Here is a 23,916-nt window from a genome sequence, read left to right on the forward strand (position 1 = left end):
TGTCATATTCGTTTTGAACGCTCAAAATACCAACTATTTCCAGTATTTCAGCTTATTCCTTAATCTAAACTTGCGCCAAAGGTTAAGCGGCTTAGCTTTTATCCTACCTTTATAGTGAGTATTAAAGTCATCCACAGCATCCAAAATACGTTCGCAATTACCCCCATCTCGATATGCTTCGTGATAACGAACAAAGTCATTTACGTCTTTCATTAATTGCTCAGGTCTTGTTAAAGCGGTTTCAATGGCGTTTTCTACGTCACTTACTTCAGTAACATTAAGTAAATGTTTACCTGGATTGGTATTCCGATAAGTCACAACCGGTTTGTTCATCATCATGAACTCTAAAATAATAGAACTGCTGTCACACAGCATGACGTCGGACTGCTGAAAGTCTTCAAGACGTACATTATCGACGAAGGTCACTTTGCTGTGTTCGTCTGCCAGCGCGCGATATCTATTCAGTAATGCTTGATCGTTCAGTTTAGGATGAAATGTTAAACGCCAGTTCCAAGTTTTTTCCTTTACTAGCTTACTTATTGTTTCTACCAGGACAGGGGCAGAGGTAATGCCTTTGCTAAAAGTTGTTGAGTAGAGAATGGTAGGTACATCACTTTCTTTTTTATAAGAAGAAAAGTAATTGTCCACTTTAGCCCAGCCCGTTTGGTAGACTTTGAAGAATTGATGCTTTACTTCAAGCTGCTTAAAATATTCGGTGCTGCTAGGTCCTTGCGTACAGTAGATGTCAAACCATCCACGAATAGAAAAGTGATCATCTTTCTCATTACTCTTCTCTCCACGTTTACCAATTGGATAACCATGGAACACTGACACTTTTATTCCGGGTAAAAAATGAAAGATGAGATTCCCGCACGCAAAAATTGCTAGAGGATCATACTCAATAATGTCCTCAAGTGAGATAAGCCTTACTTCGTTTTCCTCTAAAAGGTCAGGACACCCATCCTCTAAATACCATGCAACCTCGTCCCCTCTCGCTCTAATAGCCTTTTGTAGGGGTCTGTATATAGGATACGCATAAGCAAGCGCAGTAAAAAACACATAGCGTTTGGGCATTTCTTCTTCTCGTTATGTCTGGTAACACGCTACTTTATCATTTTTCTCTTCAACATGCCCTAGGCTGGGCGGACTGTGAAGACGGATTACCATCGTCATCCGGTATCAACATATCTCTATTGCTGATAAAGTTTATGGTATTAAGTTTCAGCTATATTTCTAAGAGAGTGCAATGCATAAATCGATTGATAGTTTTAAAGGTGTCTCCCCTATTATAGGAAAGGATGTTTACATTGATGCCTCTGCAAGAATCGTCGGCGATGTCGTGTTAGAAGATGATGCGAGTATTTGGCCTCTAGTTGCGGCTCGCGGCGATGTGAACAAAATTCGTATCGGCGCGCGTTCCAATATTCAAGATGGCAGTGTCTTGCACGTCACTCGTAAATCTGAAAAAAACCCAGATGGATTTCCACTTATTATTGGAGAAGACGTTACCGTTGGGCATAAATGTATGCTGCATGGTTGCCAACTAGGCAATCGGATTTTAGTCGGCATGGGTGCTATTGTAATGGATGGCGTTGTCGTTGAAGATGATGTGTTTATTGGTGCAGGTACTTTGGTTCCACCGAATAAAAGATTAGAAAGCGGATATCTTTATGTCGGGAACCCTATGCAAAAGAAAAGACCGCTCAACGATACAGAAATGGCATTTCTTAAACAATCCGCCGTTAACTACGTTGTGTTAAAAAATGAATATTTAGAAGAAGCGAACTAGTTTCGCTTCTCATTTTGGTCAACGATATCACGAACGCGCCTAACGATGTCTGACGTATCAGGGCGTTTCTTCGTCCAGATGTAGAACGCCTCGGCCGCTTGCTCGACCAGCATCCCTAGCCCATCTATTTGTGTTTTAACACCGAGCACGGCTGCCTCTCTCATAAATCGCGTGGGGGAGTTTTTATAAACCATGTCGTACACCACTTCACAGTTTTGTAAAACACCGTCATTTAAACTGCATGGCAACTCATTGCTTAAACTGGCGGCTGTTGAATTAATAATAATATGCGGCGCAATAGCTTCGATATTTTCAAGCGCGACCACCTGCACTTTAGCGTTTGATGCGGCGTTTGCTACTTCCTCTGCTTTTGCTTTCGTTCTGTTCGCAATAGTTAAAGAAGCAGCCCCTGCGTTTAATAAGGGGGAGATTACGCCACGGGCTGCACCGCCAGCACCGATAAGCAACACGCGCTTTCCTTTAATTTCCACCCCGTTGTTAAGCAGGTCATTTACCAGTCCAACACCATCTGTGTTGTATCCCAACACTTCACCTCTATCGCCATTCATTAATGTATTAACAGCGTGTGCATCTTTAGCTGCTTGGTCATCTACCGTTGCCAAATTGAATGCATCAAGCTTAAAAGGCATGGTGACGTTACAACCTACCGCGCCTTCCTGAGCTAAAAACGCGTTGGCGGCATCTACAAAACCGTCTACTGGCGCAAGTATCTTTTCATAAGAAATGGTTTCCCCCACTTGTTCAGCAAACATTTGATGTATAGTTGGTGATAAACTCTGTGCAATAGGATTTCCGAATACAGCGAATTTTTTCATGGGAATACGAGACTTATTTAATATAAAGAAGAAAAGCGATAATCGTGCTTCGCAGAGTACACCATATGACCGTATAGGTGGAGAGGAGAAAGTAAGGGAATTAGCAAATACGTTTTACGACATCATGGAAACTGACCCGATAGCAAATGAACTGCTTGCTATTCATCCCCAGCCATTAGACAGAATTCGCCACGTGTTCTTTCTCTATTTAAGTTTATGGCTAGGTGGACCTGATGATTATCAGCAACAGTATGGCCACCCACGTCTTCGCGCACGCCACCTTCCTTTTACCGTATCACCAGAGTTAAAAGCGCAGTGGATGTATTGTATGCGAAAAGCCATGTTTAAAACGGTAGAAGATATAACTCTAGCTCAACAGTTAATAGACGCACTCGATCAACTTGCTAATCACATGGTGAATACAAAGTAAAAAAGCGCGTTGAAAGGGTTAACCTCTTAACGCGCAAGTCCCCTGCTACTGTCTACGCTCTTGTTGGCGTATAATACCAATCCGCATAGAGTAGTGTAATTATGAAAGTCTCAATTGTTAGGTTTTAGGCCTTAGAAGGTATAGCCTACCGATAACGTGTATACCCAAGGGTCTATTTCAATATCGCTAACCTTTCCAGCCGCATCGCCCACTTTAAACGTGGCTTCTGTATCAATATCTATATAGCGAACCGACGCGTTTACATGCCACTTTTTATCGATTTGGTAATCCATACCCACTTGCGCAGATAAACCAAACGAGTTATCGAGCGATAAATCACTTAATCCTGCACTCTCATTCGCGCCGGTAAACGCCTCATCAAAGATAAAAGTATAGTTAATACCTGCGCCAATATATGGCTGGAACGCTGAGCTTGCATCATTGAAGTAATAGTTCGCTGTTAATGTAGGAGGAAGGTGCGTCACTTCACCAAGCTGGTTCCCCGTACCTAACGGATCGGCAACAGAGAAGTCAACGTCGTGCTTAAACGGGGTTGCAGCGAGTAGCTCAATATTAATATTGTCAGTGATAAAGTACGCAACATTTAAACCTAATTGAGTATCGTTGCCAATGTTAAGTGCAACGCCAAGATCCGAACCGCCAGCCACGATGTTAGACGTTGATTCATCCGGTGCTACCGTCGTAAGACCGCCTCGAACAATCCAGTCGCCCTGTTGATGAGCGCTAGCTAAAGGTGAGAGTGCAGCAAGTGTAAGGCAAAGTGCAGATAAAGTGTGTTTGCGCATGATGTGTCTCTTTATGTGTTTAACTAAGATGGCGCTACTTTACGCGCTCGCTTGAGAGAAACATTGATCCAGCGCAAGATTGGTAACTTGCTGAATCACCGATGGTATTTGGCCTTGATATAGATCAAAAAAAACGCCGCGATAACGTTTTATGCGGCGTTTATTCATACTTTATTATTGCTGTTGGAACTCACTATCCAAGTGGAAGCATGTGTTACTTATCAGATAGTCACCAGTCAGTAGGCTTTAACCAGTCTGATAACTTCGCTTCAGCGCTACCTGGTGCAGGTGTATAGCAATACTCCCAACGGGCTAGCGGCGGCATTGACATTAAAATAGATTCGGTACGCCCGCCGGTTTGCAATCCAAATAAAGTGCCCCGGTCAAATACAAGGTTAAATTCTACGTAACGGCCTCGGCGATAAAGCTGGAAATCGCGCTCTCTGTCACCGAAATCAGTTTGCTTGCGACGTTCAACAATAGGAACATAAGCATCGATGAAGCCATTGCCAACCGCCTTCATGAAAGCAAATGACTGTTCAAAACCCCATTCATTGAGATCATCAAAAAACAGCCCACCTACTCCGCGGGTTTCGTTACGATGCTTCAAGTAAAAGTAGTCGTCGCACCACTTTTTATACTTCGGATATACATCTTCACCAAACGGCTTACATAATTTTTTAGCCGTATCGTGCCAATGCACAACATCATCTTTGAATGGATAAAACGGCGTTAAGTCAAAGCCTCCGCCAAACCACCAAATAGGAGCCTCACCCTCTTTCTCAGCGATAAAAAAACGAACGTTAGCGTGGGAGGTTGGGATATACGGATTATGTGGGTGAATCACGAGCGAAACCCCCATAGCCTGAAAGTTTCTTCCTGCAAGTTCAGGGCGATTAGCCGTTGCCGATGCCGGCATTTGGCTGCCAAACACATGAGAAAAGTTAACGCCGCCTTGTTCTATCACGGTACCATTTTTAAGTACTCTAGAGCGACCACCGCCGCCTTCTTCTCGCTGCCAGCTGTCTTCGACAAACTGGCCTTTACCGTCGGCAAGCTCCAGGGTTTGGCAAATACTATCTTGCAACCCTAAAAGATAGCTTTTTACCTGCTCAATGACTTCGGCAGCGTTTTTACCGTCCAGCTGTTCTGCTGATGTCATGCTCTTATTACCTCTGCTGTGTCACCATCGCGAATGGTACTGGGTTTGGTCGCTCCACCTACTTCACCTTCAACGTAGAAAACGGAATCGGCGAATACGGCTCTTGCGTCTTCTGTAGTGATAGCTGGCGATTGACCGGTTAAGTTAGCGCTTGTCGACACTAAAGGTTTTCCAAGCTTATTGCACAACGCCACTACCACAGGGTGGTTAGTTACGCGCACCGCTATTTTGCTGTGCTTTCCCGTTAACCATGCAGGTGCCGACGCCGACTTAGGTAACAACCAGGTGTTAGGGCCGGGCCAACTTGAAAAAATCTCAGTGCGCCTATCAAGGCGAATCGCATTGTCGTTAACATAAGGCAGTAGCTGGCTATAATTTGCAGCTATCAAAATTACGCCTTTTTCCACGGAACGCTGTTTTATCTCTAACAGTGCATTTACTGCAGATTCGTTGTCTGGGTCACACCCAATGCCCATTACCGCTTCCGTTGGGTAAACTATCAAACTGCCCGCTTCGAAGGCTGCGACAACAGGGTCTATTTCAGATGCATTAGCCTCAACGGGGTTAAACGTGTTTACGTTCCCATTTTGGATATCAGACATGATTTTGATCTCTACGTTTTATTGCTTTTTAAAGCCACAAGTTGGCTGTGGACACTGAATCTGCCCTTTTTTGTCTATCAACACTCCCCAACCGCAGTCTGGGCAGGTTTCATTTACTGGCGTGAAATTTAGCACATAACGACATTTCGGATAATGGTTACACGCAAAAAACTGTTTTCCATATTTGTTGGTGCGAGAAATCAAATGTCCTTTCTGACACTTAGGGCAGTCAACCAGCGTATCTTCTTTTTCTTTGATGGGCTCTATATGGTGACATGAGGGAAAATTGGTACAGCCTATAAACATGCCAAATCGCCCCTTCTTAATGGCCAGATCTGATGCGCATGCTGGGCACGCCATCCCCTCTAACGTTTTAAGCACGGTGGTCTGTTTATCATGAAGTGGCTTACTAAAGTTGCACTTAGGATAGCCTGTACATCCGATAAAAGGGCCTGATTTACTGTTCTTTATATGAAGAGCGTTACCGCACTCTGGACAATGACCGAAGTCATCCTCAAGGGCATGTTCGTGGGCTGAAAAAAGAGAGGGGTCTATTTTAGACATGTCGTGGATGTAAAAGCCTCAAACGCGCTGCTGCATAGCAGCGCATTTAGTTGAGAGATAGCCAGCGGATGCGACTGCACTAATGCAGAACGCCGTCAGGCTCTTCGAATAAAAGATCTTCCATTTGCGCGTAGGCTTTTTCTTTCCCTGGAACATTAAACAGCACCATGAGCACTACCCACTTTAAGTCTTCTAGACAGAATTCGCTGGAATCTATTTCCATAACGCGATCGATCACCATTTCACGTGTAGATGCATCGAGCACGTTGACCTGTTCTAAGAACATCAAGAAACCACGGCATTCTACATCTAAACGCATTTGTTCTTCATGCGTGTAAATGCGACTTAAGCTAGTGCTTATGCCCTTGCAAAAATATGGCTTGATATCCGTTTCTTGTAGTGCTGCTAATTTTTCTAACCATGCGAGGGCTTTATAAATCTCATCGTGATGGAAACCGGCGCGCACAAGCTCTTCCGTCAACTCGTCTTGATCAACACGAATTTCCGTTTCACTGTGAATGAAGTTTTCAAACAGATACATGAGGATATCGAACATATTATTTTCCCCTCAATTTAACGTAACCACCCGGGACAGCGGTTACTAAACCACGCAACTCATATTCTAATAATGATGCCATTACTTGCGAAACAGATAAGGCATTGCGCTGGGCTATAACATCAATAGCGGTGATGTCATAATCCACACTAGCTAATAATTTATCGGTTGCCAAGCTATTCGCTTCACTTTTTTCATTTAGTTCGTCAATGCCTAAGCTGAACTGCTCGGGATGAACGCCCAATTCACTGAGAATATCGTTGCTGTTAGTGACTAGTTTTGCGCCTTGCTGGATTAACCAGTGACAACCTTCACAATAGGCGTGGAAAATATTTCCTGGCACCGCGAATACATCTCGCCCCATATCTGCGGCCAAATTTGCCGTTATCAAGGTCCCACTCTTAATTTTTGCTTCTACAACCAGGGTTCCAAGCGACAATGCAGCTATGATCCGATTTCGACGAGGAAAGTGCCAAGGCTTCGGTCCCTGTCCGGGGAAATATTCAGTAATACTCACACCGCCATTGTTATTAATTTTTGAGAGAAGCGTCGTATTCTTTGGCGGATATATTTTATCTGGCCCCGTCCCCATTACAGCAATGGTTCCCGCACTTCCCGCCATCGCGCCTTCATGTGCTGCGCTGTCTATTCCCATAGCAAGACCGCTAGTTATGACAATTCCCTTGTTAGATAGGTCCAGTGAGAAGTCATTAGCGATGCGTTTACCTTGCAGCGTTGCTCGGCGACTGCCAACAACAGCGATTTGCTTTTTTTGCAACAGCTGTAGATTTCCGGTTGCAAATAACACGAGCGGTGGGCTGTCTAGTTGTTTGAGTAACTCTGGGTAGAAAGAAGAGTCTAAGGTGATGATATGCCTATTTTCCCCCGCTTCCTGCCATTTAAACGCTACATCTATATACTTTTGCGATACTTGACTAATCAGCGTTCTTGTTTTTTCACAAAGCGCAGAGTTCTTGCTCAAAAGCTCGTGAGGAGTGAGGTGATAATGCGCTAGCGTGTCCAGCCAAACTTTTGGTGAAACACGCTGTGCAGAAGCAAGCTTAACCCAGGATAATACCGCGTTATTTGAATGTGATGATTGTAAGTGCATTATCGCTCCTTTGTGAGCGACAATGAATGTAAAATATTATTAAGGCTTTGCTACGATAAAACCGCGCTTAATTCCTTTATTCGCTCGCGTTATTAACCCATAACTTGCCGCATCAAACGTTTTAAATACGACGACCTCGCCAACTTTTAAAGCAGGCTGTGATACTGTGTCGATAAACCATTCACCGCCATTTTTGGCTCCTGGTTCATTTACATAGCGCGGACTTTCTTCATCGATAATGGCCGGCCCCTGAGCATAAATACCTAAAACGGTACCTGGAGACACATCTGCTGAACCCAGATCAAGGATAACGACATCGTATTTACCAAGTAAATCATGCTCGTGTAAGTCACCTACCACAGCCCCTCTTTGAGATACGGCTGGAACCAATTCAAAGCTATCCGGGTGTTCAAATCCACCTGCCATTAACTTATCACCACGCTTTGCTTCTTGGTCTGCATCATCGATAAACAGCAGCATTGTGTCGTCTGCCTGATCTTTTTCTACCAGCGAAGCCGAAGAGACGTGTGTGACTTGAATGCCCAGTGTTTCTCCGTCTAGATTTTTGATAATAGCGTGCTTTCTCACTACCCTAAACTGATCGTCGGTACTGAATTGTTGTTGGCTTAAAACAAAATCATCAGACGCAAACCTTACGTTTCCATCTTGATTACCCAACAGTTTAGGCAACGCTTCATACGTCCCTTCGTCAAGGAGCATATGATGTCTGATAAACGGAGAAATCGTTGTCCACGAAAGAACATCAACCGGCGTCGGCTTTAAACGCTTGTCAGTAGACGGGGAGAGTTTGTAAGTGGGTTTGTCTCGTTTTACCGTTAATACCGGCTCTCCATCAACGTAACCCACCACAATTACATCACCTGGATAAATTAAATGCGGGTTATCTATTTGCGTATTGGTGCGCCACAATTCAGGCCAAAGCCAAGGTTCATTTAAAAATATGTTTGCAATAGCCCAAAGCGTATCGCCGCGCTTCACCGTATAGGTTTTCGGGGCCGTATCTTTTAGTTGAAGTGCGAGTACAGGTAACGACAACAATGCACAAATAAATAATATTGCCCCGCGACGAACATTCATTAATCGTTTTTTCAAATTAACCACCTGCAAATTATTCACTATCACTTTTGTTGCTTTTTCGGACAATAACACTATATCGGCAAAAGTTGTTATTCTTACAGGCTTTCGGCAAAAAACTGCACGAAAGTAACCGATATACGTTAGAATAGTAACTTAATAAGCACTGTAAAGCGTGCTGGCAATTAGATCGTATATGATTTTATACAGCGAAAAGGTGAAGTAAGCGAGAAATGGCTATTTTAGACGTATTAAGTTTTCCTGATGAGCGTCTTCGTACGGTGGCTAAGCCGGTCGAAGAGGTCAATGATGAAATTAGACAATTGGTATCGGACATGTTCGAAACCATGAAAGACGAGAATGGAATCGGTCTTGCTGCGACGCAAGTAAACCGTCATGTTCAAGTTGTTGTAATGGACGTATCGGAAGATCAAAGCGAGCCACGCGTATTTATCAACCCTGAAATAATTCGTAAAGAGGGTACAACAATTAGCGAAGAAGGCTGTTTGTCTGTTCCTGGTAACTACGCCAAAGTAGAGCGTGCAGAAGCGATTACCGTTAAAGCTTTGGACAAAAATGGCGACTCGTTTGAGCTAGATGCAGATGGTTTATTGGCGATTTGTATTCAGCACGAACTTGACCATTTAAAGGGTAAATTGTTTATAGATTATCTGTCTCCGCTCAAGCGCCAACGTATTCGTAAAAAGCTTGAGAAAGAAGCACGTCTTGCTGCCAAAGCGTAAGGGATAATGTGACAACGCCATTGAAAGTTATTTTTGCCGGTACGCCGGATTTCGCAGCTAAACACTTGTCGGCGCTGCTTGATAGTGATCACGAAGTCATTGCGGTTTACACCCAGCCAGATAGACCGGCAGGACGAGGTAAAAAACTCACAGCAAGTCCGGTTAAAGTGCTTGCAGAAGCGCACGCTGTTCCGGTTTATCAGCCCCAATCACTAAAAACAGAAGATGCACAGCAAGCGCTTATTGCACTTAACGCTGATCTCATGGTTGTCGTTGCATATGGTTTGCTACTTCCTACAGCGGTGCTTAACGCACCGAGACTTGGTTGTATAAATGTTCATGGTTCGATTTTACCTAAGTGGCGTGGTGCAGCGCCAATCCAGCGAGCTATATGGGCAGGAGACCCAGAGACAGGCGTAACCATAATGCAAATGGACGAAGGCTTAGACACCGGGGATATGCTACACATTGCAACATTGCCCATCGCCGCTGACGATACCAGCGCGAGCATGTACGACAAACTCGCTGCGCTTGGACCCAGCGCGTTGATCGACGTGGTTAATGACTTCGAAAGTTATTCTGCTCTAAAACAAGATGACACGCAGGCCACGTATGCGAAAAAGCTATCTAAAGAGGAAGCCTTGATCAATTGGTATGACGATGCCGAGCAAATTGAACGCAATATTCGAGCCTTTAACCCTTGGCCTGTGGCTTGGATGCAGGTTGAAAACCAGAATGTAAAAGTATGGGCTGCCAGCGTAGTTGCGCTCGAAAATAAGGCTTCTCCAGGCACTATTATTAGTGCAAACAAGGACGGCATTACCATTGCCACCGGACGCGATGCCCTTCGTATTACATCACTTCAGATACCCGGCAAAAAAGCGCTTCCAGCCTCAGACGTGGTCAATGCACGCAAAGACTGGTTTGAAGTGGGCCGTTGTCTGGCAAAATCGGATTAGTCGTGAAACCACTTCCTTTACCAAAACAAAAAAACTTGCGTGCAGATTGTGCGTGGGTTATCTACCAGATTCTAGAGCAAGGCAAATCATCTCGTGAGTGTTTAGAACGCGTTCAGCGCAGACACAATGCACGGGATAACGCATGGTTACAGGAAATGTCGCTTGGGGTTATGCGTCGCCTCCCTATTTTGCAGCACTGGCTCAGGACGTTGCTCGATAGACCCCTGAAAGGTAACAAAAAAGTTGTTGAGCATTTAATTCTTCTTGGTCTCTACCAGCTTAACTTTTCTCGAGTGAGTAAACATGCAGCGGTGGGAGAAACTGTGGCCGCCGCGTCGTATCTAAATGCGGCAGGACTTAAAGGCTTAGTAAATGCGGTGTTACGTAATTTTCAGCGCGAAGAGCTTGCCAGCAAACCTGTCGATGATGCCATCATTAACAGTGGGCTGCCTAAATGGCTATTTAAAGCAATAGAACACGCCTATGGTTCTGATGCAGAAGATGTACGGTGTGAGACTAACGCAATGGCCCCTATTTGGCTTCGCGTTAATACGCTACAAACCTCCTTAGCAGCCTTTACTGAAGCGCTGAGTAATGCTGGCGTTGAATACACCCTTAGCGATCATCACTCAGATGCGGTCATACTTACCCACAGAGAGGATATTACCGCTTTGCCTGGCTTTGAAAAAGGCCATTTCGCGGTACAAGATGGAGCAGCGCAATTAGCTGCACACTATTTAAGTCCTCAGGCTAATGAGCGTATTTTAGATTGCTGCGCGGCCCCCGGAGGAAAAACAGGTCATATTGTAGAGCGCGCTTCAAGCACTGAATATGTACTAGCGCTAGACGCAGATGCCGGTCGTCTTAAACGTGTAGAAGAAAATATGACACGGCTTAAGCACAAGGTAGATATTAAACAAGGAGATGCCACTGACCCCTCTTCTTGGTGGGACGGTAAGCTATTCGATAGAATCTTACTGGATGCTCCATGCTCTGCAACGGGGGTTATTCGTCGTCATCCTGATATTCGCTGGTTACGTAAAGCTAACGATATAGACAATCTCGCGCAGCTACAGCGCCGTATTTTGGATACATTGTGGAACCTGTTAAAGCCAGGCGGTACGCTGCTTTATGCTACCTGCTCTATTTTGCCAAAAGAAAACGTGACGCAAATAGCACAGTTTTTAGCAGACACCCCTGATGCCAAGTTATCACCGATAACGAAAACAGAAACCGTTGAAAAGCCAGGACGCCAAATTAGACCGGGTGAACAACAAATGGATGGTTTCTATTATGCGAGACTGGTAAAGTCAGCAGAATGAAAGCTTAATAGTTGTGCAATGTCACTCACATAAGACCAGCACGAATACGAAGGCAAAATAATAACAATGAAAATCATCATTTTAGGGGCAGGCCAAGTAGGTGGAACGCTTGCTGAAAACCTAGTCGGTGAGAATAACGAAATTACCGTTATAGATTCAGACCCAACCATACTGCGCGGACTTCAAGATCGACTTGACCTCCAAGTAGTGACAGGTGTTGGCTCACACCCTGATGTACTGCGCAAAGCTGGCGCAGAAGACGCCGATATGTTGATTGCTGTGACCAACAGTGATGAGAGTAATATGCTCGCCTGCCAAGTTGCTTACAGCCTATTTAAGACTCCCACTAAAATTGCCCGCGTCCGTTCTGAACAATACATTATTTACCAAGAGCAGCTGTATAAACAGCAAGACATCCCTGTCGATCATATCATTGCGCCAGAACAATTAGTCACAAAAGCCATTAAACGTCTCATCGATTATCCAGGCGCACTTCAGGTCGTAGAGTTTGCTGAAGGCAAAGCGAGTTTGGTTGCAGTAAAAGCCTATTACGGCGGTTTATTGGTCGGACACGCGCTATCTGCACTCAAAGATCACATGCCTAATGTTGAAACCCGTGTTGCTGCAATTTACCGCCGGGGCCGCCCTATTCGTCCATTGGGTACAACCGTAATTGAAGCAGATGACGAAGTTTTCTTTATTGCAGCAACTAAGCATATTCGCGCCGTGATGAGCGAACTCCAGAAGCTAGAATCAAGCTATAAGCGAATTATGATTGCAGGTGGTGGTTTAATTGGAGCGGGTTTAGCCAAAAAGCTGGAGCATAATCACAACGTTAAGCTTATTGAATATAGCCCTGAGCGGGCTAAGTATCTCTCTGCCAACTTAGATAAAACCATTGTCTTCAGTGGTGATGCATCAGACCCTGAACTGCTCAGTGAAGAGAACATTGAGCAGGTAGACGCCTTTATTGCCGTCACTAACGATGATGAAGCGAATATTATGTCTGCTATGCTGGCTAAGCGCATGGGTGCACAAAAAGCCATGGTGCTCATTCAGCGAAGCGCCTATGTAGATTTGGTACAGGGCGGTGAAATAGACATTGCATTTTCACCACAGCAAGCCACGATCTCTGCGCTATTAACCCATGTCCGTCGCGGCGACATTGTTAACGTTTACTCGCTCAGAAGGGGTGCTGCGGAGGCAATAGAAGCCATTGCTCACGGTGATGAAAATACGTCTAAGGTCGTTGGAAAACAAATAGGCGATATCAAGTTACCGCCAGGTACCACGATTGGTGCAATAGTACGCGACGAACAAGTTATAATTGCGCACAGCGATACGAAGATAGAGGCCAATGACCACATTATACTGTTTCTTGTTGACAAAAAGTATATCGGCGACGTAGAAAAACTGTTCCAGCCCAGCGCATTCTTCTTTGGTTGATGCTCCACTTTTGCCAGTAAATATCTTCCAGCGGGGATGACTAATAACGATGTTATTGGTCACGTTTAGACAGATTTTAGGGATATCTTAAAGGAGCGAAGTTAACCGCTCCTTACGCTATCTCAAGCACAGGGTACGCATATAAATCAACTGCGCCAGAATGTTGGTGAGAACAACACCAGTAACGAGAATACTTCCAGCCGTCCAAATACCATGGCCGTTACGAGGATCCACTTTCCAGCATCGCTTACGTCAGCATAATTTGCTGCCACACTGCCAAGTCCCGGGCCGAGGTTGTTCAACATAGCGGCGGTTGCGGTAAAAGCACTTAAATTGTCAAGACCGGTGGCAATTAAGCCAATCATTATAATAACAAACACCACGGCATAAGCTGAGAAAAAGCCCCACACCGCCTCTACCACTCTGTCAGGCATAGCTCGATCACCGAGCTTTACGCTGTAAACGGCTTTGGGATGAATCAACCTATCAACTTCTCGTTTCCCCTGTAAAAACAGCAAGCACACCCTCACCACTTTCAAACCACCGCCTGTAGAACTAGCACACCCTCCAATAAAGCTAGAGAAGATAAGCATGATGGGCAGAAACGTTGGCCACACAGAAAAATCCGTTGTTGCAAAGCCTGCTGTTGTACTGATGGATACCGCTTGAATCATTGCTTGATCGAGAGCTTGCTCAGCTGAACTGTAGTAGCCTGTAAGCGTAAGGACCAAAAAGCAGATACCAATGAGCGACGCCTGAATAATAAAGAACGCTTTAAATTCAGGATCTTTGAAGTAACCTCTCACCGAGCGAGAACTCACCGCAGCGTAATGCAGCGAGAAGTTAAGCGCTGCAATAAGCAAAAAGACCGTACAGACCACATTGACCATAGGGCTATTAAAATACCCCAAACTTGCGTCATGATTTGAAAATCCGCCGATAGCAACTGTAGAGAACGCGTGGCAAATTGAGTCAAAAACACTCATTCCCGCTAACCAGTAAGCCCCTGCACATGCAATGGTGATTGATAGGTAGATGTACCACAAATGCTTTGCCGTATCAGCGATACGCGGGGTCATTTTGTTGTCTTTTACGGGGCCGGGTGTCTCGGCACGGTAAAGCTGCATGCCCCCCACTCCCAAGATAGGCAGAATTGCAACTGCAAGTACAATGATACCCATACCACCAAGCCATTGAAGCTGCTGGCGATAAAATTGGACTGAGTGCGGTAGGAAGTCTATTCCCTCAATGACCGTCGCGCCGGTAGTCGTTAGCCCTGAAAAAGACTCAAAAAAAGCATCGGTTACCGTCATACTGGGTTGTTCTAATAGAATAAGAGGCACTGCCCCTACGCTTGCCAGTACTGTCCAGAAAAGTGCTACGATGAGGAATCCTTCTCGCGCTCTTAAATCATTTTTTTGCTGGCGATTGGGATACCACAGCGCCATACCGCCAATAACACAAAATATAAATGCGAGTGTGAAAGGTAAACCGCTGCCATCTTGATAAACTAACGACACGATAGCGGGTGGGATCATGGTCACGCTAAATAGCGCTATCAATAATCCAAGTATTCGTATAATGGCACGGTAGTGCATTTTTAATTAAGCCTTTGTTCTTATAATGGCGCAGTTTTCTCAGTGTGCTTTTTGAGTCGATACCCTAAAGCATGTCAACCCAAGGCCTATGCATCGTTACTGTACATTTATGGCGCATTATGCAGATTGGGTTGGATAACTCTTTAATAACCCAGATTTTAATCGTTTGTCGCCCTTTACTGGTGGCGTAGGCATTGTCTAGGTGTCTAGATTTTTGATTATAGGGTGATTATCTATAAGGGGAAACCTTTGTCTCCCCACATTCGCCCTCTCCAGGCGAATATTAATGGTTGGGATATCATTTCATTGCGAGAACCGTGCTCACCATTTTACTAATGCTTGCATGAGCTTCACTAATACTCTTCGCCATCATATAAGCGGGCGTAGTAACCAGTTTTGCGTCGTTATCGACAACGACTTCATCTACTGCGCAATCCACATGGCAAGCACCGAATGCGTTTAGGCCATTGGCAGTATCCTTATCATTGCCAATAGTCATCTTTGTTTGATTACCATATACTTTCGCCGCTAAAGCTGGCGCAATGCATGCGTAAGCAGCGGGCTTCTTCGCTCGTGCGAAGGCCTCACAGATTTTAAGCACGTCTTCATTGAACGTACAATTTGCACCGTCTACTGCAAAAGTACATAGGTTCTTTGCTGCCCCAAAACCACCGGGCAAAATTAACGTATCGAATGCATTAACGTCACATTCTGTCACCGATTTAATATCTCCTCGCGCAATGCGCGCGGACTCTACAAGAACATTTCGCGCTTCACCTTCAGACACTTCCCCCGTTAAATGATTCACGACGTGTAATTGCGCTACGTCGGGTGCGAAGCATTGATAGGATGCGCCTTCTTGTTCTATTGCTAAGAGGGTGAGTACAGCTTCATGTAACTCTGCTCCGTCAAATACACCACTTCCACTTAAAATAACGGCGACTTGTTTCATATTATTCTCCTAGGCGATATGCCATCTACTTATAAAAAAATTGGCCATTAAACGCACAATTGCTCAAAAAAAGTTCTTAATAATACGTATATACAATGTTAATGGTTATGCTACATTACTTGCCCAACTTGGTTAAACCAAAAATAAACGTTCACCAAGTTATCCACATAAAATGGAATGTTAAGTAGCAGGTATGCTGTTTTTACACCTTAGTCTCATTCCCTTATTTTTCTTGATTTTAAAGGTGATCTTTAATTCAAAAAAGATCATCTGGATCGTCGTGCCTTGCGCTTTAGATCACAATGTTATCCACAGGCCAATTGCGATCCACGCTTCACCTTAATGTTCCTTCATTATATGGCGATCTCATCAAGGCTGTGGCATCCTTGCGCTCATAATGTATCTTGGAAAAACGTCATCTATGCCTGACTCTAAAAAGCCCCCTTTTATTCTTGTCGATGGATCGTCATATCTCTTTCGCGCCTTTCACGGTCTTCCGCCACTCACGAACTCAAAAGGTCAAGACACCGGTGCTATTTATGGCGTTGTAAACATGCTCAAGAGCTTGATCAAACAATACAATCCCACGCATATGGCTGTCATTTTTGACGCTAAAGGAAAAACGTTTCGCGACGACATTTACGAAGAATATAAAGCGAACCGTCCACCTATGCCGGATGAACTCCGAAGCCAGATCGAGCCATTGCATGCCATCATCAAAGCGATGGGTCTGCCGGTAATTGTTGAATCGGGAGTAGAAGCGGATGATGTTATTGGTACCCTAGCAAAACACGCTACAGAGAAAGGTATTGATACACTCATTAGTACTGGCGATAAAGATATGGCGCAGCTGGTCAATGAACACGTTACGCTGATCAACACCATGACTAACCAAATTATGGATGTTGAGGGTGTGATTACGAAGTTCGGTATTCCACCAGAACTCGTGATCGACTTTTTGGCACTCAAAGGCGATAAAGTTGACAACATTCCAGGCGTGCCCGGCGTTGGCGATAAAAGTGCGCAGGCTTTGCTAAACGGTATTGGTGGTATAGACGACATTTATAAGAATTTAGACAAAATTGCCGATTTATCTTTTAGAGGAAGTAAATCAATGGCGGCTAAAATGGAAGAATATGAGGAGCAGGCACGCCTTTCCTATACTCTTGCCACTATTAGTATTGATCTAGACCTTGATTATGATGTGGAAGCACTCATGCCGAGTCAGGCAGACAATGAGCAGCTTCGTGAATTATTTGCAGAATACGAGTTTAAACGCTGGCATGCTGAAGTAAGCGCATTACTTGCAGGTGACGATGGATCAAACGCCCCAAATACAGATGCTGACGAAAGTAACAGTAGTGCAGAAGAAAGTAGCTCTTCGTCTGTTGTCGAGATCGACAAGTCAAAATACGAAACCATACTTGACGAAGACCGCTTTAATGCATGGGTCGATAAATTGGGCAAGGCGAAGTTAATTGCATTTGATACCGAAACTACCAGCCTAAACTATATGGATGCTGAAATAGTTGGCGTGTCATTTTGTATAGAAGAAGGCGAAGCCGCCTACGTACCTGTTGCGCATGATTATCCAGATGCACCAGCACAGTTGTCACGCGCGTTCGTATTAGATGCCTTAAAACCTATTTTAGAATCAGACCAAGTGATCAAAGTGGGTCAACACATCAAATACGACAAAAACGTATTAGCTAACTACGACATCACCCTAAATGGCATCGGCTTTGACACTATGCTTGAAAGCTATGTGTTAAATAGCACAGCACAACGTCATGACATGGATTCTCTTGCGTTAGCTTATCTCGGTCATAAGACCATTCATTTTGAAGAAATCGCGGGCAAGGGTGCTAAACAGCTTACGTTTAATCAAATTCAACTTGAAGAAGCCGGCCCCTATGCCGCTGAAGATGCAGACATTACTCTTCGTTTGCACAATGTTATCTGGAGTAAGTTAAAAGAGATCCCTGAGCTCAAAAACTTATTGATAGATGTAGAGGTCCCACTTGCCTGCGTGCTTTCTCGTATGGAACAAGAAGGCGTATTGATTGACAGTCAAAAACTTCGTCAGCAAAGCCAAGATCTCGCTAAACGTATTACTGAGCTTGAAAGTGAAGTACATGAAGAAGCGGGCGAACCGTTTAATTTAGGGTCAACCAAACAGCTTCAGCAGATCTTATTTGAGAAAATGTCGCTACCTGTAATCAAAAAAACGCCTAAAGGTGCGCCATCAACGTCTGAAGATGTGCTGCAGGAACTTGCGCTTGAATATCCGCTTCCCAAAAAGATTATGGAGTACCGCGGCTTAACGAAGCTGAAGAATACTTATACCGATAAACTGCCGAAGATGATTAATCATCGAACCGGTCGTGTTCATACGTCTTATCATCAAGCTGTAACTGCAACAGGTAGGCTATCTTCTACCGATCCTAACTTACAGAATATTCCGATTCGTAACGAAGAAGGTCGACGGGTGCGTCAGGCATTTGTACCCAGAGAGGGAAATAAATTTGTTGCTGCGGACTACTCACAAATTGAATTGCGTATCATGGCGCATTTGTCTGGCGATAAAGGTTTATTAGATGCCTTTGCGCACGGTAAGGATATTCACAAAGCCACGGCAGCAGAAGTATTTGGCGTGCCATTAGACGAGGTCACAACAGACCAGCGCCGCAGTGCTAAAGCGATTAACTTTGGTCTTATTTACGGTATGAGTGCGTTTGGTTTATCAAAACAACTTAATATTCCGCGTAACGAAGCACAAAAATACATGGACCTCTATTTTGAACGCTATCCGGGTGTACTTGAATACATGGATTCAACCCGTGAAAGTGCGAAAGAAAAAGGTTACGTAGAAACCGTATTTGGCCGCAGACTCTATTTGCCCGATATTAAAGCAAGCAACGGAGCGCGAAGAAAAGGCGCGGAACGCGCTGCGATTAACGCTCCCATGCAGGGCACGGCTGCAGATATCATCAAGATGGCAATGATTAAAGTTGATGACTGGATTAGGAAAAATGCGTCTGACGACGTAACCATGATGATGCAAGTGCACGATGAGCTGGTTTTCGAAATAAAAGAAGACAAGGTCGATACTTATGTCTCAACCATTACTACGCTAATGGAAAGCGCTGCAACCCTCAATGTCCCCCTTGTTGTAGAAGCGGGCGTGGGTGAAAATTGGGATGAGGCGCATTGATTCAGTAATTAGATTACAGTTTTGACGCTAAATTGCGCGTTATGATCATTAAATTTGGTAATTTAATTACATAACACCCTTGCCTTTTTTGTACTTTGTTGTAATATTACGCGTGTAGGGTACAGAGGTGAGAAAGCTGTTTTCAAACCTTTGCTTTAACCCCGACAGTTTTGTCGGGGTTTTTTTATGCCTAAAAAAATAAATTAACAATAAAAATCAAAAACTTAAAAATTTAAAATGATTTTTTATACTTTTTGCTGAACTTATCTGATTCTGGCGACTCTATATCTACGGTTTTTATGTGTTTTCTCTCAGTTTACGCCTCGCACTAAGCGGGGCGTTCTTTTTTCTAACGTTTGATCTTTGCAGCAAGATAGCAAAAACTATCACAGGGCCTCGCTATCCGTCCCGTCTTCATTATCTTTTTTATCCAATCCGAACCAGGTATTCAGAATATGTTCTAGCTCTGGTAAACCATGTTTATTTAATGAAGAGAAGGTTTGCACTGTCACATCTCCCATAAAAGCCATGGCCGCCTCGCGGGCCATAAGTAGCTGCGCTTTACGCTTGCCGCTCTTCAATTTGTCAGCTTTAGTTAGAAGTGCAAGTACGGGAATATTTGAGGCTACGGCCCAGTGAATAAGGTCTTGGTCTAAATCTTTAAAAGGATGACGAATATCCATTAAAACGACCAACCCCTTAAGAGATTTACGCTTTTGCAGGTACTCGCCTAGCGATGCTTGCCACTTCTTCTTCATAGCAACCGGGACTTTTGCAAAGCCATATCCTGGTAGGTCAACCAAACGCAGGTCTTCTTCTAACTCAAATACGTTGATTAATTGAGTCCGACCTGGTGTTTTACTGGTTCGAGCTAGGTTCCTTTGACGCGTTAGCGTATTAAGTGCACTTGATTTACCCGCATTTGAACGGCCAGCAAACGCTACTTCAATACCCGTGTCATTTTTTAAATGACGAATGTCAGGTGCACTCGTAAAGAATTTTGCTTTGGTGTAGTACGACATCTAGAATAACCTCAACATGCGTCACAACCTTTGGTTTACAGTTATTTAATGAATAAACCAGCTAAAAACCATAGTTTTATCATGGAATAGGTTTTTCTGACGCGTTAAATGTGTAAAATACGCATGATATCACGTATATCACGCGAGCCGTTGGATCCATTTAAGAGATTTATTATGAAAAAACTGTGTTTGTTGGTATGTATGTCTTTAGGTTTAAGCGCAACTGCGATGGCAGAAGGCGACGCCGAGGCAGGTAAAGCGAAGTCTGCAGTATGTGCAGCCTGTCATGGCCCTGATGGCAACAGCATGATTGACATGAACCCAAAACTTGCTGGCCAGCATGAGAAGTACATTGTTAAGCAATTAAGCGAATTTAAACTTGCCTCTCAAACGGGTGGTGAAGAAGGTCGTAATAATGCTGTGATGAACGGCATGGCTGCCCCATTGTCTGAACAAGATATGAAAGATTTAGCCGCTTATTTCTCAAGCCAAGAGCCAAAAGCAGGCGAAACGCCTGAGCAGTACGTTGAAGCTGGACGTGCGCTATACCAAGGTGGTGACGAGTCAAGAGGCGTGACTGCATGTATCGCTTGTCATGGTCCTAAAGGTAATGGAATGGGTTTAGCCGGCTTCCCCGACATCAGTGGTCAGCATGCAACGTACACGGCTTCTCAGTTAAAAGCATTCCGCTCGGGACAGCGTCATAACGATATGAACGGTATGATGAGAGATATTGCGATGAAATTAACCGACGAAGATATCGAAATTTTATCTAACTATATCGCGGGCTTACACTAAACATCACCGTTTATACCTATTGTTGTTAAAAATTTGTTACCTAAAAAGTTGTATTTTGAAATTATTCGTGTAATCTAACGGCGTAGTTTGTAGGGGCCTTTGAAAACCTACAAGCTAAATAACAAGAATAATAATAAAAATGCAGCATGGAAGACGGGATAAAGTGCCACGAGGGCCAAAAACAACAATATCGCTCTGCTAACAAAAAAAATAAGGGGAGCACAGCTAGGGAAGCCAGATACACATAGATGTGTATAACGGGAGAGGTGTCATTGACACTCATACAATGTAAGGTGATGGTGAAAGCCATCACCTTTTTCTTTTTCTAGCACGCTATGATTCACCGACGTATTTATGTCTTGCCCTTTATGTTTAAGCTCTGTAACTCCCTCACATTATCACAGCGATAAAAAACGTGATTATTTTCGTTGTGACGCGTGTAGCCTAGTTTATGTCGCCCCTGACCAATTGCCTTCAATGGAACAAGAAAAACAAGAGTATGACCTTCACGAAAATGACTTTGAAGACGAGGGTTACAGAAAGTTTCTAGGAAAGGTTTTAACGCCACTTACACCTTTTTTAAATGCATCAAGGGATAAAGAGCTTCGAGGATTAGATTTTGGCTGTGGCCCTGCCCCTGTTTTGGCAAGTATGCTAGAACTGAAAGGAGTTCACATGCAAACTTACGATCCCTTCTATGCAAAAACTCCCGAGGTGCTCAAGCAAAAATACGACATCATTACTTGCACAGAAGCTATTGAGCACTTTCACACGCCTCATAGGGAATGGACATTACTTAATGAACTTTTAGCGCCACGAGGTTTGGTTGCCATCATGACAAAGCGGGTTATTGATAAAGCGCGTTTTGCCAATTGGCATTATAAAAACGACATTACCCACGTCAGCTTTTTTAGCGAAGCAACGTTTGAATTTTTAGCGCAAAGAGATGGGTTTGAGGTGACATTTCCAGCAAGCGATGTCGTATTAATGAGAAAGCGCTAAAACAAAACATCACAATTTTTAAATTAATACGCATTGATTTTAGACCTCTGACCCAAAGATCAATACGTAGGCTCTAATCCGCGCTATAATAGCGCTGTTTTTTTACTCTTTTTGTTATTTGGAAATTATGGCACGTTCAAAGAAATCTCGTAAAGTCGGCTTAATCGGCGTTCGTAAAGATCCTGACTTTAAACCTAGCGAAAATCGCAAATCAGATACGCCGCGCCCAAAGAAGCATAAAGGCAAGCCTGCTGGTAATCGCCACAATGTTGAACAGAAAAAAGTGACGGGTAAAAAGAGTGCAGAAAATAAAGATCCTCGTCATGGCAGTAAGAAACCGATTCAGCTCGTTAAATCGGTTACTCCAACTCCGGTTCAGAAGAAAAAGTACGCGACACCTGCACAAGAGTTGGCTGCGCTTGAGGCCGACCAACGCCTATCTGATTTACTCGATAAACTTGATGACGACAAACCGTTGACTCGTGAGCAACAGGCTTACGTAGACGAAAAAATGGCGCGTCACCGCATCCTTTGCGATCTTCTCGGTATCGTCGAAGATGACGATGAAGACGACGACATGGATCCGTTTGATGATTTAGACGCTATTAACATTGACGATTACAAGCATTAATAAATACGGGAATGGGTCATGCTTTGGGCAGTACTTTCAGGCATCGCGCTACTAGTTATTGTTGGATTGGGTTTCTATGCAGGTAAACTGCTGTTTCTATTAAAACAGCAAAAAGTGCGTCAGGAAGCAGCACGACAGTCTCGCATTGAAAATATCACTGACAGTATCATTGTTATTGCCAAAGCGATGGACCAGCAGCAGTGCGATTTATCTGAAGGGGTTATTCGCATCGTCAATTTGTTGAATGCCCTACCCATTAGGACACCACCAGACTTTAAAGCGCAATACCCTCAAATTTATTCGCTTTTCACTGAAGTCAGTGGGTTCGCTATTCTAGAAGAAAGGCAAAAGCTGCCTAAAAGCGAGCGGAAAAAGCAGGATGTAGCCCGCGAACAAATCGAGTCTGAGTACGAATCAAAAGTGCTAGCAGAGTTACCGCCGCTGCTGTCCTATTGCCAAACGCTTATATCCGCTAAATAACACCGTTGAACATTTCTCTTAGCATTAACACTTTGGCCGATAAAGACGTTGAGTCGGCCAATTTTTTGCGGACCGGTGTTCGTGTAATTCTTTCCACTCGTTTCACTTAACAGCCAATTCACAGGTATGCTGATAACAGTGGCACCCTACTTCGTGGTCGTTAACCATGCCCACCGCTTGCATAAACGCGTAGCAAATTGTCTCACCAACAAAATTAAATCCATGCTTTTTAAGTGCTTTTGACATAGCTTTTGACGCGTCAGTAGAAGTAGGCGCTTGCCTAAAATCTTCCCATGCGTTTACGACTGTGCGCCCCTCTGTAAATTGCCAAATAAACTCACTAAAGGGTTGCGTTTCTTCGATGGCAAGAAAACCTCTAGCGTTTTTAATCACCGACTCAATCTTGAGCTTATTTCTGATAATACCGCTGTCCTGCATGAGCCTGTCGACGTCAGGCGGACCCATTGCTGCTATTTTTTCGGGGTCAAATTGGTGAAATGCGTGTTCGAAGTTATGCTGCTTTTTCAAAATAGTCAGCCATGACAACCCCGCCTGCTGCCCGTCTAGGCATAATTTGGCGAACAGCGCGCGACTCTCTACTACGGGTACACCCCACTCGTTGTCGTGATACGCTAAATAAATTGGGTCATTGCTCACCCAACCACAGCGGTGCACAGCTTTATTTTGTTGTGTTTTTATTTGATTGGGCATGATTAATCATTAAATCCTTGTCGAGAAGTAGCATATTGGCTTTATTCGTAACGTTTTTTCACCCTTTACACCTACATACTATGCCTC

At 44.1% G+C, this 23,916-nt stretch carries 24 protein-coding genes; 11 read left to right on the top strand and 13 right to left on the bottom strand.

Annotated features, from left to right (window positions below):
* Window positions 1-33: 33 nt before the first annotated feature.
* Window positions 34-1,074 carry a UDP-N-acetylglucosamine 2-epimerase gene (locus GVO63_RS15965; protein WP_159581248.1) on the bottom strand — a complete coding sequence of 347 codons (1,041 nt, stop codon included), beginning with the start codon at window positions 1,072-1,074 and terminating at the stop codon, window positions 34-36.
* Between the two features lie 172 nt (window positions 1,075-1,246).
* Between GVO63_RS15965 and GVO63_RS15970 the strand changes: the two genes are divergently transcribed.
* Window positions 1,247-1,789, top strand: coding sequence for a gamma carbonic anhydrase family protein (locus GVO63_RS15970; RefSeq protein ID WP_159491955.1), 543 nt, complete (start codon window positions 1,247-1,249; stop codon window positions 1,787-1,789).
* Here the strand turns inward: GVO63_RS15970 and aroE are convergent.
* Window positions 1,786-2,625 (bottom strand): shikimate dehydrogenase, encoded by an 840-nt coding sequence (gene aroE, locus GVO63_RS15975; RefSeq protein ID WP_159581250.1) that lies wholly within the window; start codon window positions 2,623-2,625, stop codon window positions 1,786-1,788. The two genes, GVO63_RS15970 and aroE, sit on opposite strands and share 4 nt — an antisense overlap.
* Between aroE and GVO63_RS15980 the strand changes: the two genes are divergently transcribed.
* A complete protein-coding gene (locus GVO63_RS15980; protein ID WP_159491951.1) occupies window positions 2,624-3,055 on the top strand; it encodes a group II truncated hemoglobin in 432 nt (143 codons plus the stop codon). The two genes, aroE and GVO63_RS15980, sit on opposite strands and share 2 nt — an antisense overlap.
* 131 nt (window positions 3,056-3,186) lie before the next feature.
* Here GVO63_RS15980 and GVO63_RS15985 read toward each other — a convergent pair whose 3' ends face one another.
* From GVO63_RS15985 to GVO63_RS16015, 7 genes are all read right to left on the bottom strand, one after another.
* The gene (locus GVO63_RS15985; protein ID WP_159581252.1) at window positions 3,187-3,861 is read right to left on the bottom strand and encodes an OmpW family outer membrane protein; all 675 of its coding nucleotides are present in this window, start codon (window positions 3,859-3,861) and stop codon (window positions 3,187-3,189) included.
* 229 nt (window positions 3,862-4,090) lie between these two features.
* On the bottom strand, window positions 4,091-5,023 hold the full coding sequence (hemF, locus tag GVO63_RS15990) for an oxygen-dependent coproporphyrinogen oxidase (protein WP_159581254.1): 933 nt from the start codon (window positions 5,021-5,023) through the stop codon (window positions 4,091-4,093).
* Window positions 5,020-5,625: a Sua5/YciO/YrdC/YwlC family protein gene (locus GVO63_RS15995; protein WP_159581256.1), complete on the bottom strand. Its 606-nt coding sequence runs from the start codon at window positions 5,623-5,625 to the stop codon at window positions 5,020-5,022. Before GVO63_RS15995 ends, hemF begins: the two co-directional genes overlap by 4 nt.
* Before the next feature lie 18 nt (window positions 5,626-5,643).
* Window positions 5,644-6,189 (bottom strand): type I DNA topoisomerase, encoded by a 546-nt coding sequence (locus GVO63_RS16000; RefSeq protein ID WP_159581258.1) that lies wholly within the window; start codon window positions 6,187-6,189, stop codon window positions 5,644-5,646.
* 79 nt (window positions 6,190-6,268) lie between these two features.
* Entirely contained in the window at window positions 6,269-6,745 is a 477-nt protein-coding gene (locus GVO63_RS16005; protein ID WP_025257120.1) for a DUF494 family protein, read from the bottom strand.
* Between the two features lies 1 nt (window position 6,746).
* The gene (gene dprA, locus GVO63_RS16010; RefSeq protein WP_159581260.1) at window positions 6,747-7,856 is read right to left on the bottom strand and encodes a DNA-processing protein DprA; all 1,110 of its coding nucleotides are present in this window, start codon (window positions 7,854-7,856) and stop codon (window positions 6,747-6,749) included.
* Window positions 7,857-7,895: 39 nt separating this feature from the next.
* Window positions 7,896-8,969 (bottom strand): LysM peptidoglycan-binding domain-containing protein, encoded by a 1,074-nt coding sequence (locus GVO63_RS16015; protein ID WP_159491939.1) that lies wholly within the window; start codon window positions 8,967-8,969, stop codon window positions 7,896-7,898.
* A 215-nt stretch (window positions 8,970-9,184) separates the two neighbouring features.
* Here GVO63_RS16015 and def point away from each other — a divergent pair, with 215 nt between their 5' ends.
* The 4 genes from def (at window position 9,185) to trkA (ending at window position 13,421) form a co-directional block, all read left to right on the top strand.
* Window positions 9,185-9,694 carry a peptide deformylase gene (gene def / locus GVO63_RS16020; protein ID WP_159491937.1) on the top strand — a complete coding sequence of 170 codons (510 nt, stop codon included), beginning with the start codon at window positions 9,185-9,187 and terminating at the stop codon, window positions 9,692-9,694.
* A gap of 8 nt (window positions 9,695-9,702) precedes the next feature.
* A complete protein-coding gene (gene fmt, locus GVO63_RS16025; RefSeq protein WP_159491935.1) occupies window positions 9,703-10,653 on the top strand; it encodes a methionyl-tRNA formyltransferase in 951 nt (316 codons plus the stop codon).
* 2 nt (window positions 10,654-10,655) lie between these two features.
* Entirely contained in the window at window positions 10,656-11,975 is a 1,320-nt protein-coding gene (gene rsmB, locus GVO63_RS16030; RefSeq protein WP_159581262.1) for a 16S rRNA (cytosine(967)-C(5))-methyltransferase RsmB, read from the top strand.
* A gap of 66 nt (window positions 11,976-12,041) precedes the next feature.
* A complete protein-coding gene (gene trkA, locus GVO63_RS16035) occupies window positions 12,042-13,421 on the top strand; it encodes a Trk system potassium transporter TrkA (protein WP_159491931.1) in 1,380 nt (459 codons plus the stop codon).
* A 146-nt stretch (window positions 13,422-13,567) separates the two neighbouring features.
* Here the strand turns inward: trkA and GVO63_RS16040 are convergent, their stop codons facing one another.
* Complete coding sequence (locus GVO63_RS16040; protein ID WP_159491929.1) at window positions 13,568-15,019, bottom strand: TrkH family potassium uptake protein; 1,452 nt, start codon at window positions 15,017-15,019, stop codon at window positions 13,568-13,570.
* A 298-nt stretch (window positions 15,020-15,317) separates the two neighbouring features.
* A complete protein-coding gene (gene elbB / locus GVO63_RS16045) occupies window positions 15,318-15,971 on the bottom strand; it encodes an isoprenoid biosynthesis glyoxalase ElbB (protein WP_159491927.1) in 654 nt (217 codons plus the stop codon).
* Between the two features lie 421 nt (window positions 15,972-16,392).
* Here elbB and polA point away from each other — a divergent pair, with 421 nt between their 5' ends.
* A complete protein-coding gene (gene polA, locus GVO63_RS16050) occupies window positions 16,393-19,185 on the top strand; it encodes a DNA polymerase I (protein ID WP_159581264.1) in 2,793 nt (930 codons plus the stop codon).
* A gap of 386 nt (window positions 19,186-19,571) precedes the next feature.
* Here the strand turns inward: polA and yihA are convergent, their stop codons facing one another.
* The gene (yihA, locus tag GVO63_RS16055) at window positions 19,572-20,207 is read right to left on the bottom strand and encodes a ribosome biogenesis GTP-binding protein YihA/YsxC (RefSeq protein WP_159491923.1); all 636 of its coding nucleotides are present in this window, start codon (window positions 20,205-20,207) and stop codon (window positions 19,572-19,574) included.
* 174 nt (window positions 20,208-20,381) lie between these two features.
* On the opposite strand from yihA, the gene GVO63_RS16060 reads away from it, so the two are divergent.
* The 4 genes from GVO63_RS16060 to GVO63_RS16075 all read left to right on the top strand — a co-directional run bounded on the left by GVO63_RS16060 (window position 20,382) and on the right by GVO63_RS16075 (window position 23,118).
* Window positions 20,382-21,005: a cytochrome c gene (locus GVO63_RS16060; RefSeq protein WP_159581266.1), complete on the top strand. Its 624-nt coding sequence runs from the start codon at window positions 20,382-20,384 to the stop codon at window positions 21,003-21,005.
* Between the two features lie 477 nt (window positions 21,006-21,482).
* A complete protein-coding gene (locus tag GVO63_RS16065; protein ID WP_236552182.1) occupies window positions 21,483-22,007 on the top strand; it encodes a class I SAM-dependent methyltransferase in 525 nt (174 codons plus the stop codon).
* Between the two features lie 127 nt (window positions 22,008-22,134).
* Window positions 22,135-22,638 (top strand): Der GTPase-activating protein YihI, encoded by a 504-nt coding sequence (yihI, locus tag GVO63_RS16070; protein ID WP_159491917.1) that lies wholly within the window; start codon window positions 22,135-22,137, stop codon window positions 22,636-22,638.
* An 18-nt stretch (window positions 22,639-22,656) separates the two neighbouring features.
* Window positions 22,657-23,118: a DUF2489 domain-containing protein gene (locus tag GVO63_RS16075; protein ID WP_159491915.1), complete on the top strand. Its 462-nt coding sequence runs from the start codon at window positions 22,657-22,659 to the stop codon at window positions 23,116-23,118.
* A gap of 102 nt (window positions 23,119-23,220) precedes the next feature.
* Here GVO63_RS16075 and GVO63_RS16080 read toward each other — a convergent pair whose 3' ends face one another.
* Window positions 23,221-23,829 carry a DNA-3-methyladenine glycosylase I gene (locus tag GVO63_RS16080; RefSeq protein WP_159581268.1) on the bottom strand — a complete coding sequence of 203 codons (609 nt, stop codon included), beginning with the start codon at window positions 23,827-23,829 and terminating at the stop codon, window positions 23,221-23,223.
* Window positions 23,830-23,916 lie beyond the last annotated feature (87 nt).

Source organism: Alteromonas sp. KUL106, assembly GCF_009811415.1.
In the GTDB taxonomy this organism is placed as follows: Bacteria; Pseudomonadota; Gammaproteobacteria; order Enterobacterales; family Alteromonadaceae; genus Alteromonas.

Excerpts from the sequence above, each read along its gene's own strand:
- GVO63_RS16000 (WP_159581258.1), bottom strand. The coding sequence starts at position 6,189 with ATGTCTAAAATAGACCCCTCTCTTTTTTCAGCCCACGAACATGCCCTT.
- polA (WP_159581264.1), top strand. The coding sequence starts at position 16,393 with ATGCCTGACTCTAAAAAGCCCCCTTTTATTCTTGTCGATGGATCGTCA.
- dprA (WP_159581260.1), bottom strand. The coding sequence starts at position 7,856 with ATGCACTTACAATCATCACATTCAAATAACGCGGTATTATCCTGGGTT.
- GVO63_RS16080 (WP_159581268.1), bottom strand. The coding sequence starts at position 23,829 with ATGCCCAATCAAATAAAAACACAACAAAATAAAGCTGTGCACCGCTGT.
- GVO63_RS15980 (WP_159491951.1), top strand. The coding sequence starts at position 2,624 with ATGGGAATACGAGACTTATTTAATATAAAGAAGAAAAGCGATAATCGT.
- GVO63_RS16065 (WP_236552182.1), top strand. The coding sequence starts at position 21,483 with ATGGAACAAGAAAAACAAGAGTATGACCTTCACGAAAATGACTTTGAA.
- GVO63_RS16060 (WP_159581266.1), top strand. The coding sequence starts at position 20,382 with ATGAAAAAACTGTGTTTGTTGGTATGTATGTCTTTAGGTTTAAGCGCA.
- GVO63_RS16005 (WP_025257120.1), bottom strand. The coding sequence starts at position 6,745 with ATGTTCGATATCCTCATGTATCTGTTTGAAAACTTCATTCACAGTGAA.
- elbB (WP_159491927.1), bottom strand. The coding sequence starts at position 15,971 with ATGAAACAAGTCGCCGTTATTTTAAGTGGAAGTGGTGTATTTGACGGA.
- GVO63_RS15965 (WP_159581248.1), bottom strand. The coding sequence starts at position 1,074 with ATGCCCAAACGCTATGTGTTTTTTACTGCGCTTGCTTATGCGTATCCT.
- hemF (WP_159581254.1), bottom strand. The coding sequence starts at position 5,023 with ATGACATCAGCAGAACAGCTGGACGGTAAAAACGCTGCCGAAGTCATT.
- def (WP_159491937.1), top strand. The coding sequence starts at position 9,185 with ATGGCTATTTTAGACGTATTAAGTTTTCCTGATGAGCGTCTTCGTACG.
- GVO63_RS15985 (WP_159581252.1), bottom strand. The coding sequence starts at position 3,861 with ATGCGCAAACACACTTTATCTGCACTTTGCCTTACACTTGCTGCACTC.
- GVO63_RS16075 (WP_159491915.1), top strand. The coding sequence starts at position 22,657 with ATGCTTTGGGCAGTACTTTCAGGCATCGCGCTACTAGTTATTGTTGGA.
- aroE (WP_159581250.1), bottom strand. The coding sequence starts at position 2,625 with ATGAAAAAATTCGCTGTATTCGGAAATCCTATTGCACAGAGTTTATCA.
- yihI (WP_159491917.1), top strand. The coding sequence starts at position 22,135 with ATGGCACGTTCAAAGAAATCTCGTAAAGTCGGCTTAATCGGCGTTCGT.
- GVO63_RS15970 (WP_159491955.1), top strand. The coding sequence starts at position 1,247 with ATGCATAAATCGATTGATAGTTTTAAAGGTGTCTCCCCTATTATAGGA.
- yihA (WP_159491923.1), bottom strand. The coding sequence starts at position 20,207 with ATGTCGTACTACACCAAAGCAAAATTCTTTACGAGTGCACCTGACATT.
- trkA (WP_159491931.1), top strand. The coding sequence starts at position 12,042 with ATGAAAATCATCATTTTAGGGGCAGGCCAAGTAGGTGGAACGCTTGCT.
- GVO63_RS15995 (WP_159581256.1), bottom strand. The coding sequence starts at position 5,625 with ATGTCTGATATCCAAAATGGGAACGTAAACACGTTTAACCCCGTTGAG.
- GVO63_RS16040 (WP_159491929.1), bottom strand. The coding sequence starts at position 15,019 with ATGCACTACCGTGCCATTATACGAATACTTGGATTATTGATAGCGCTA.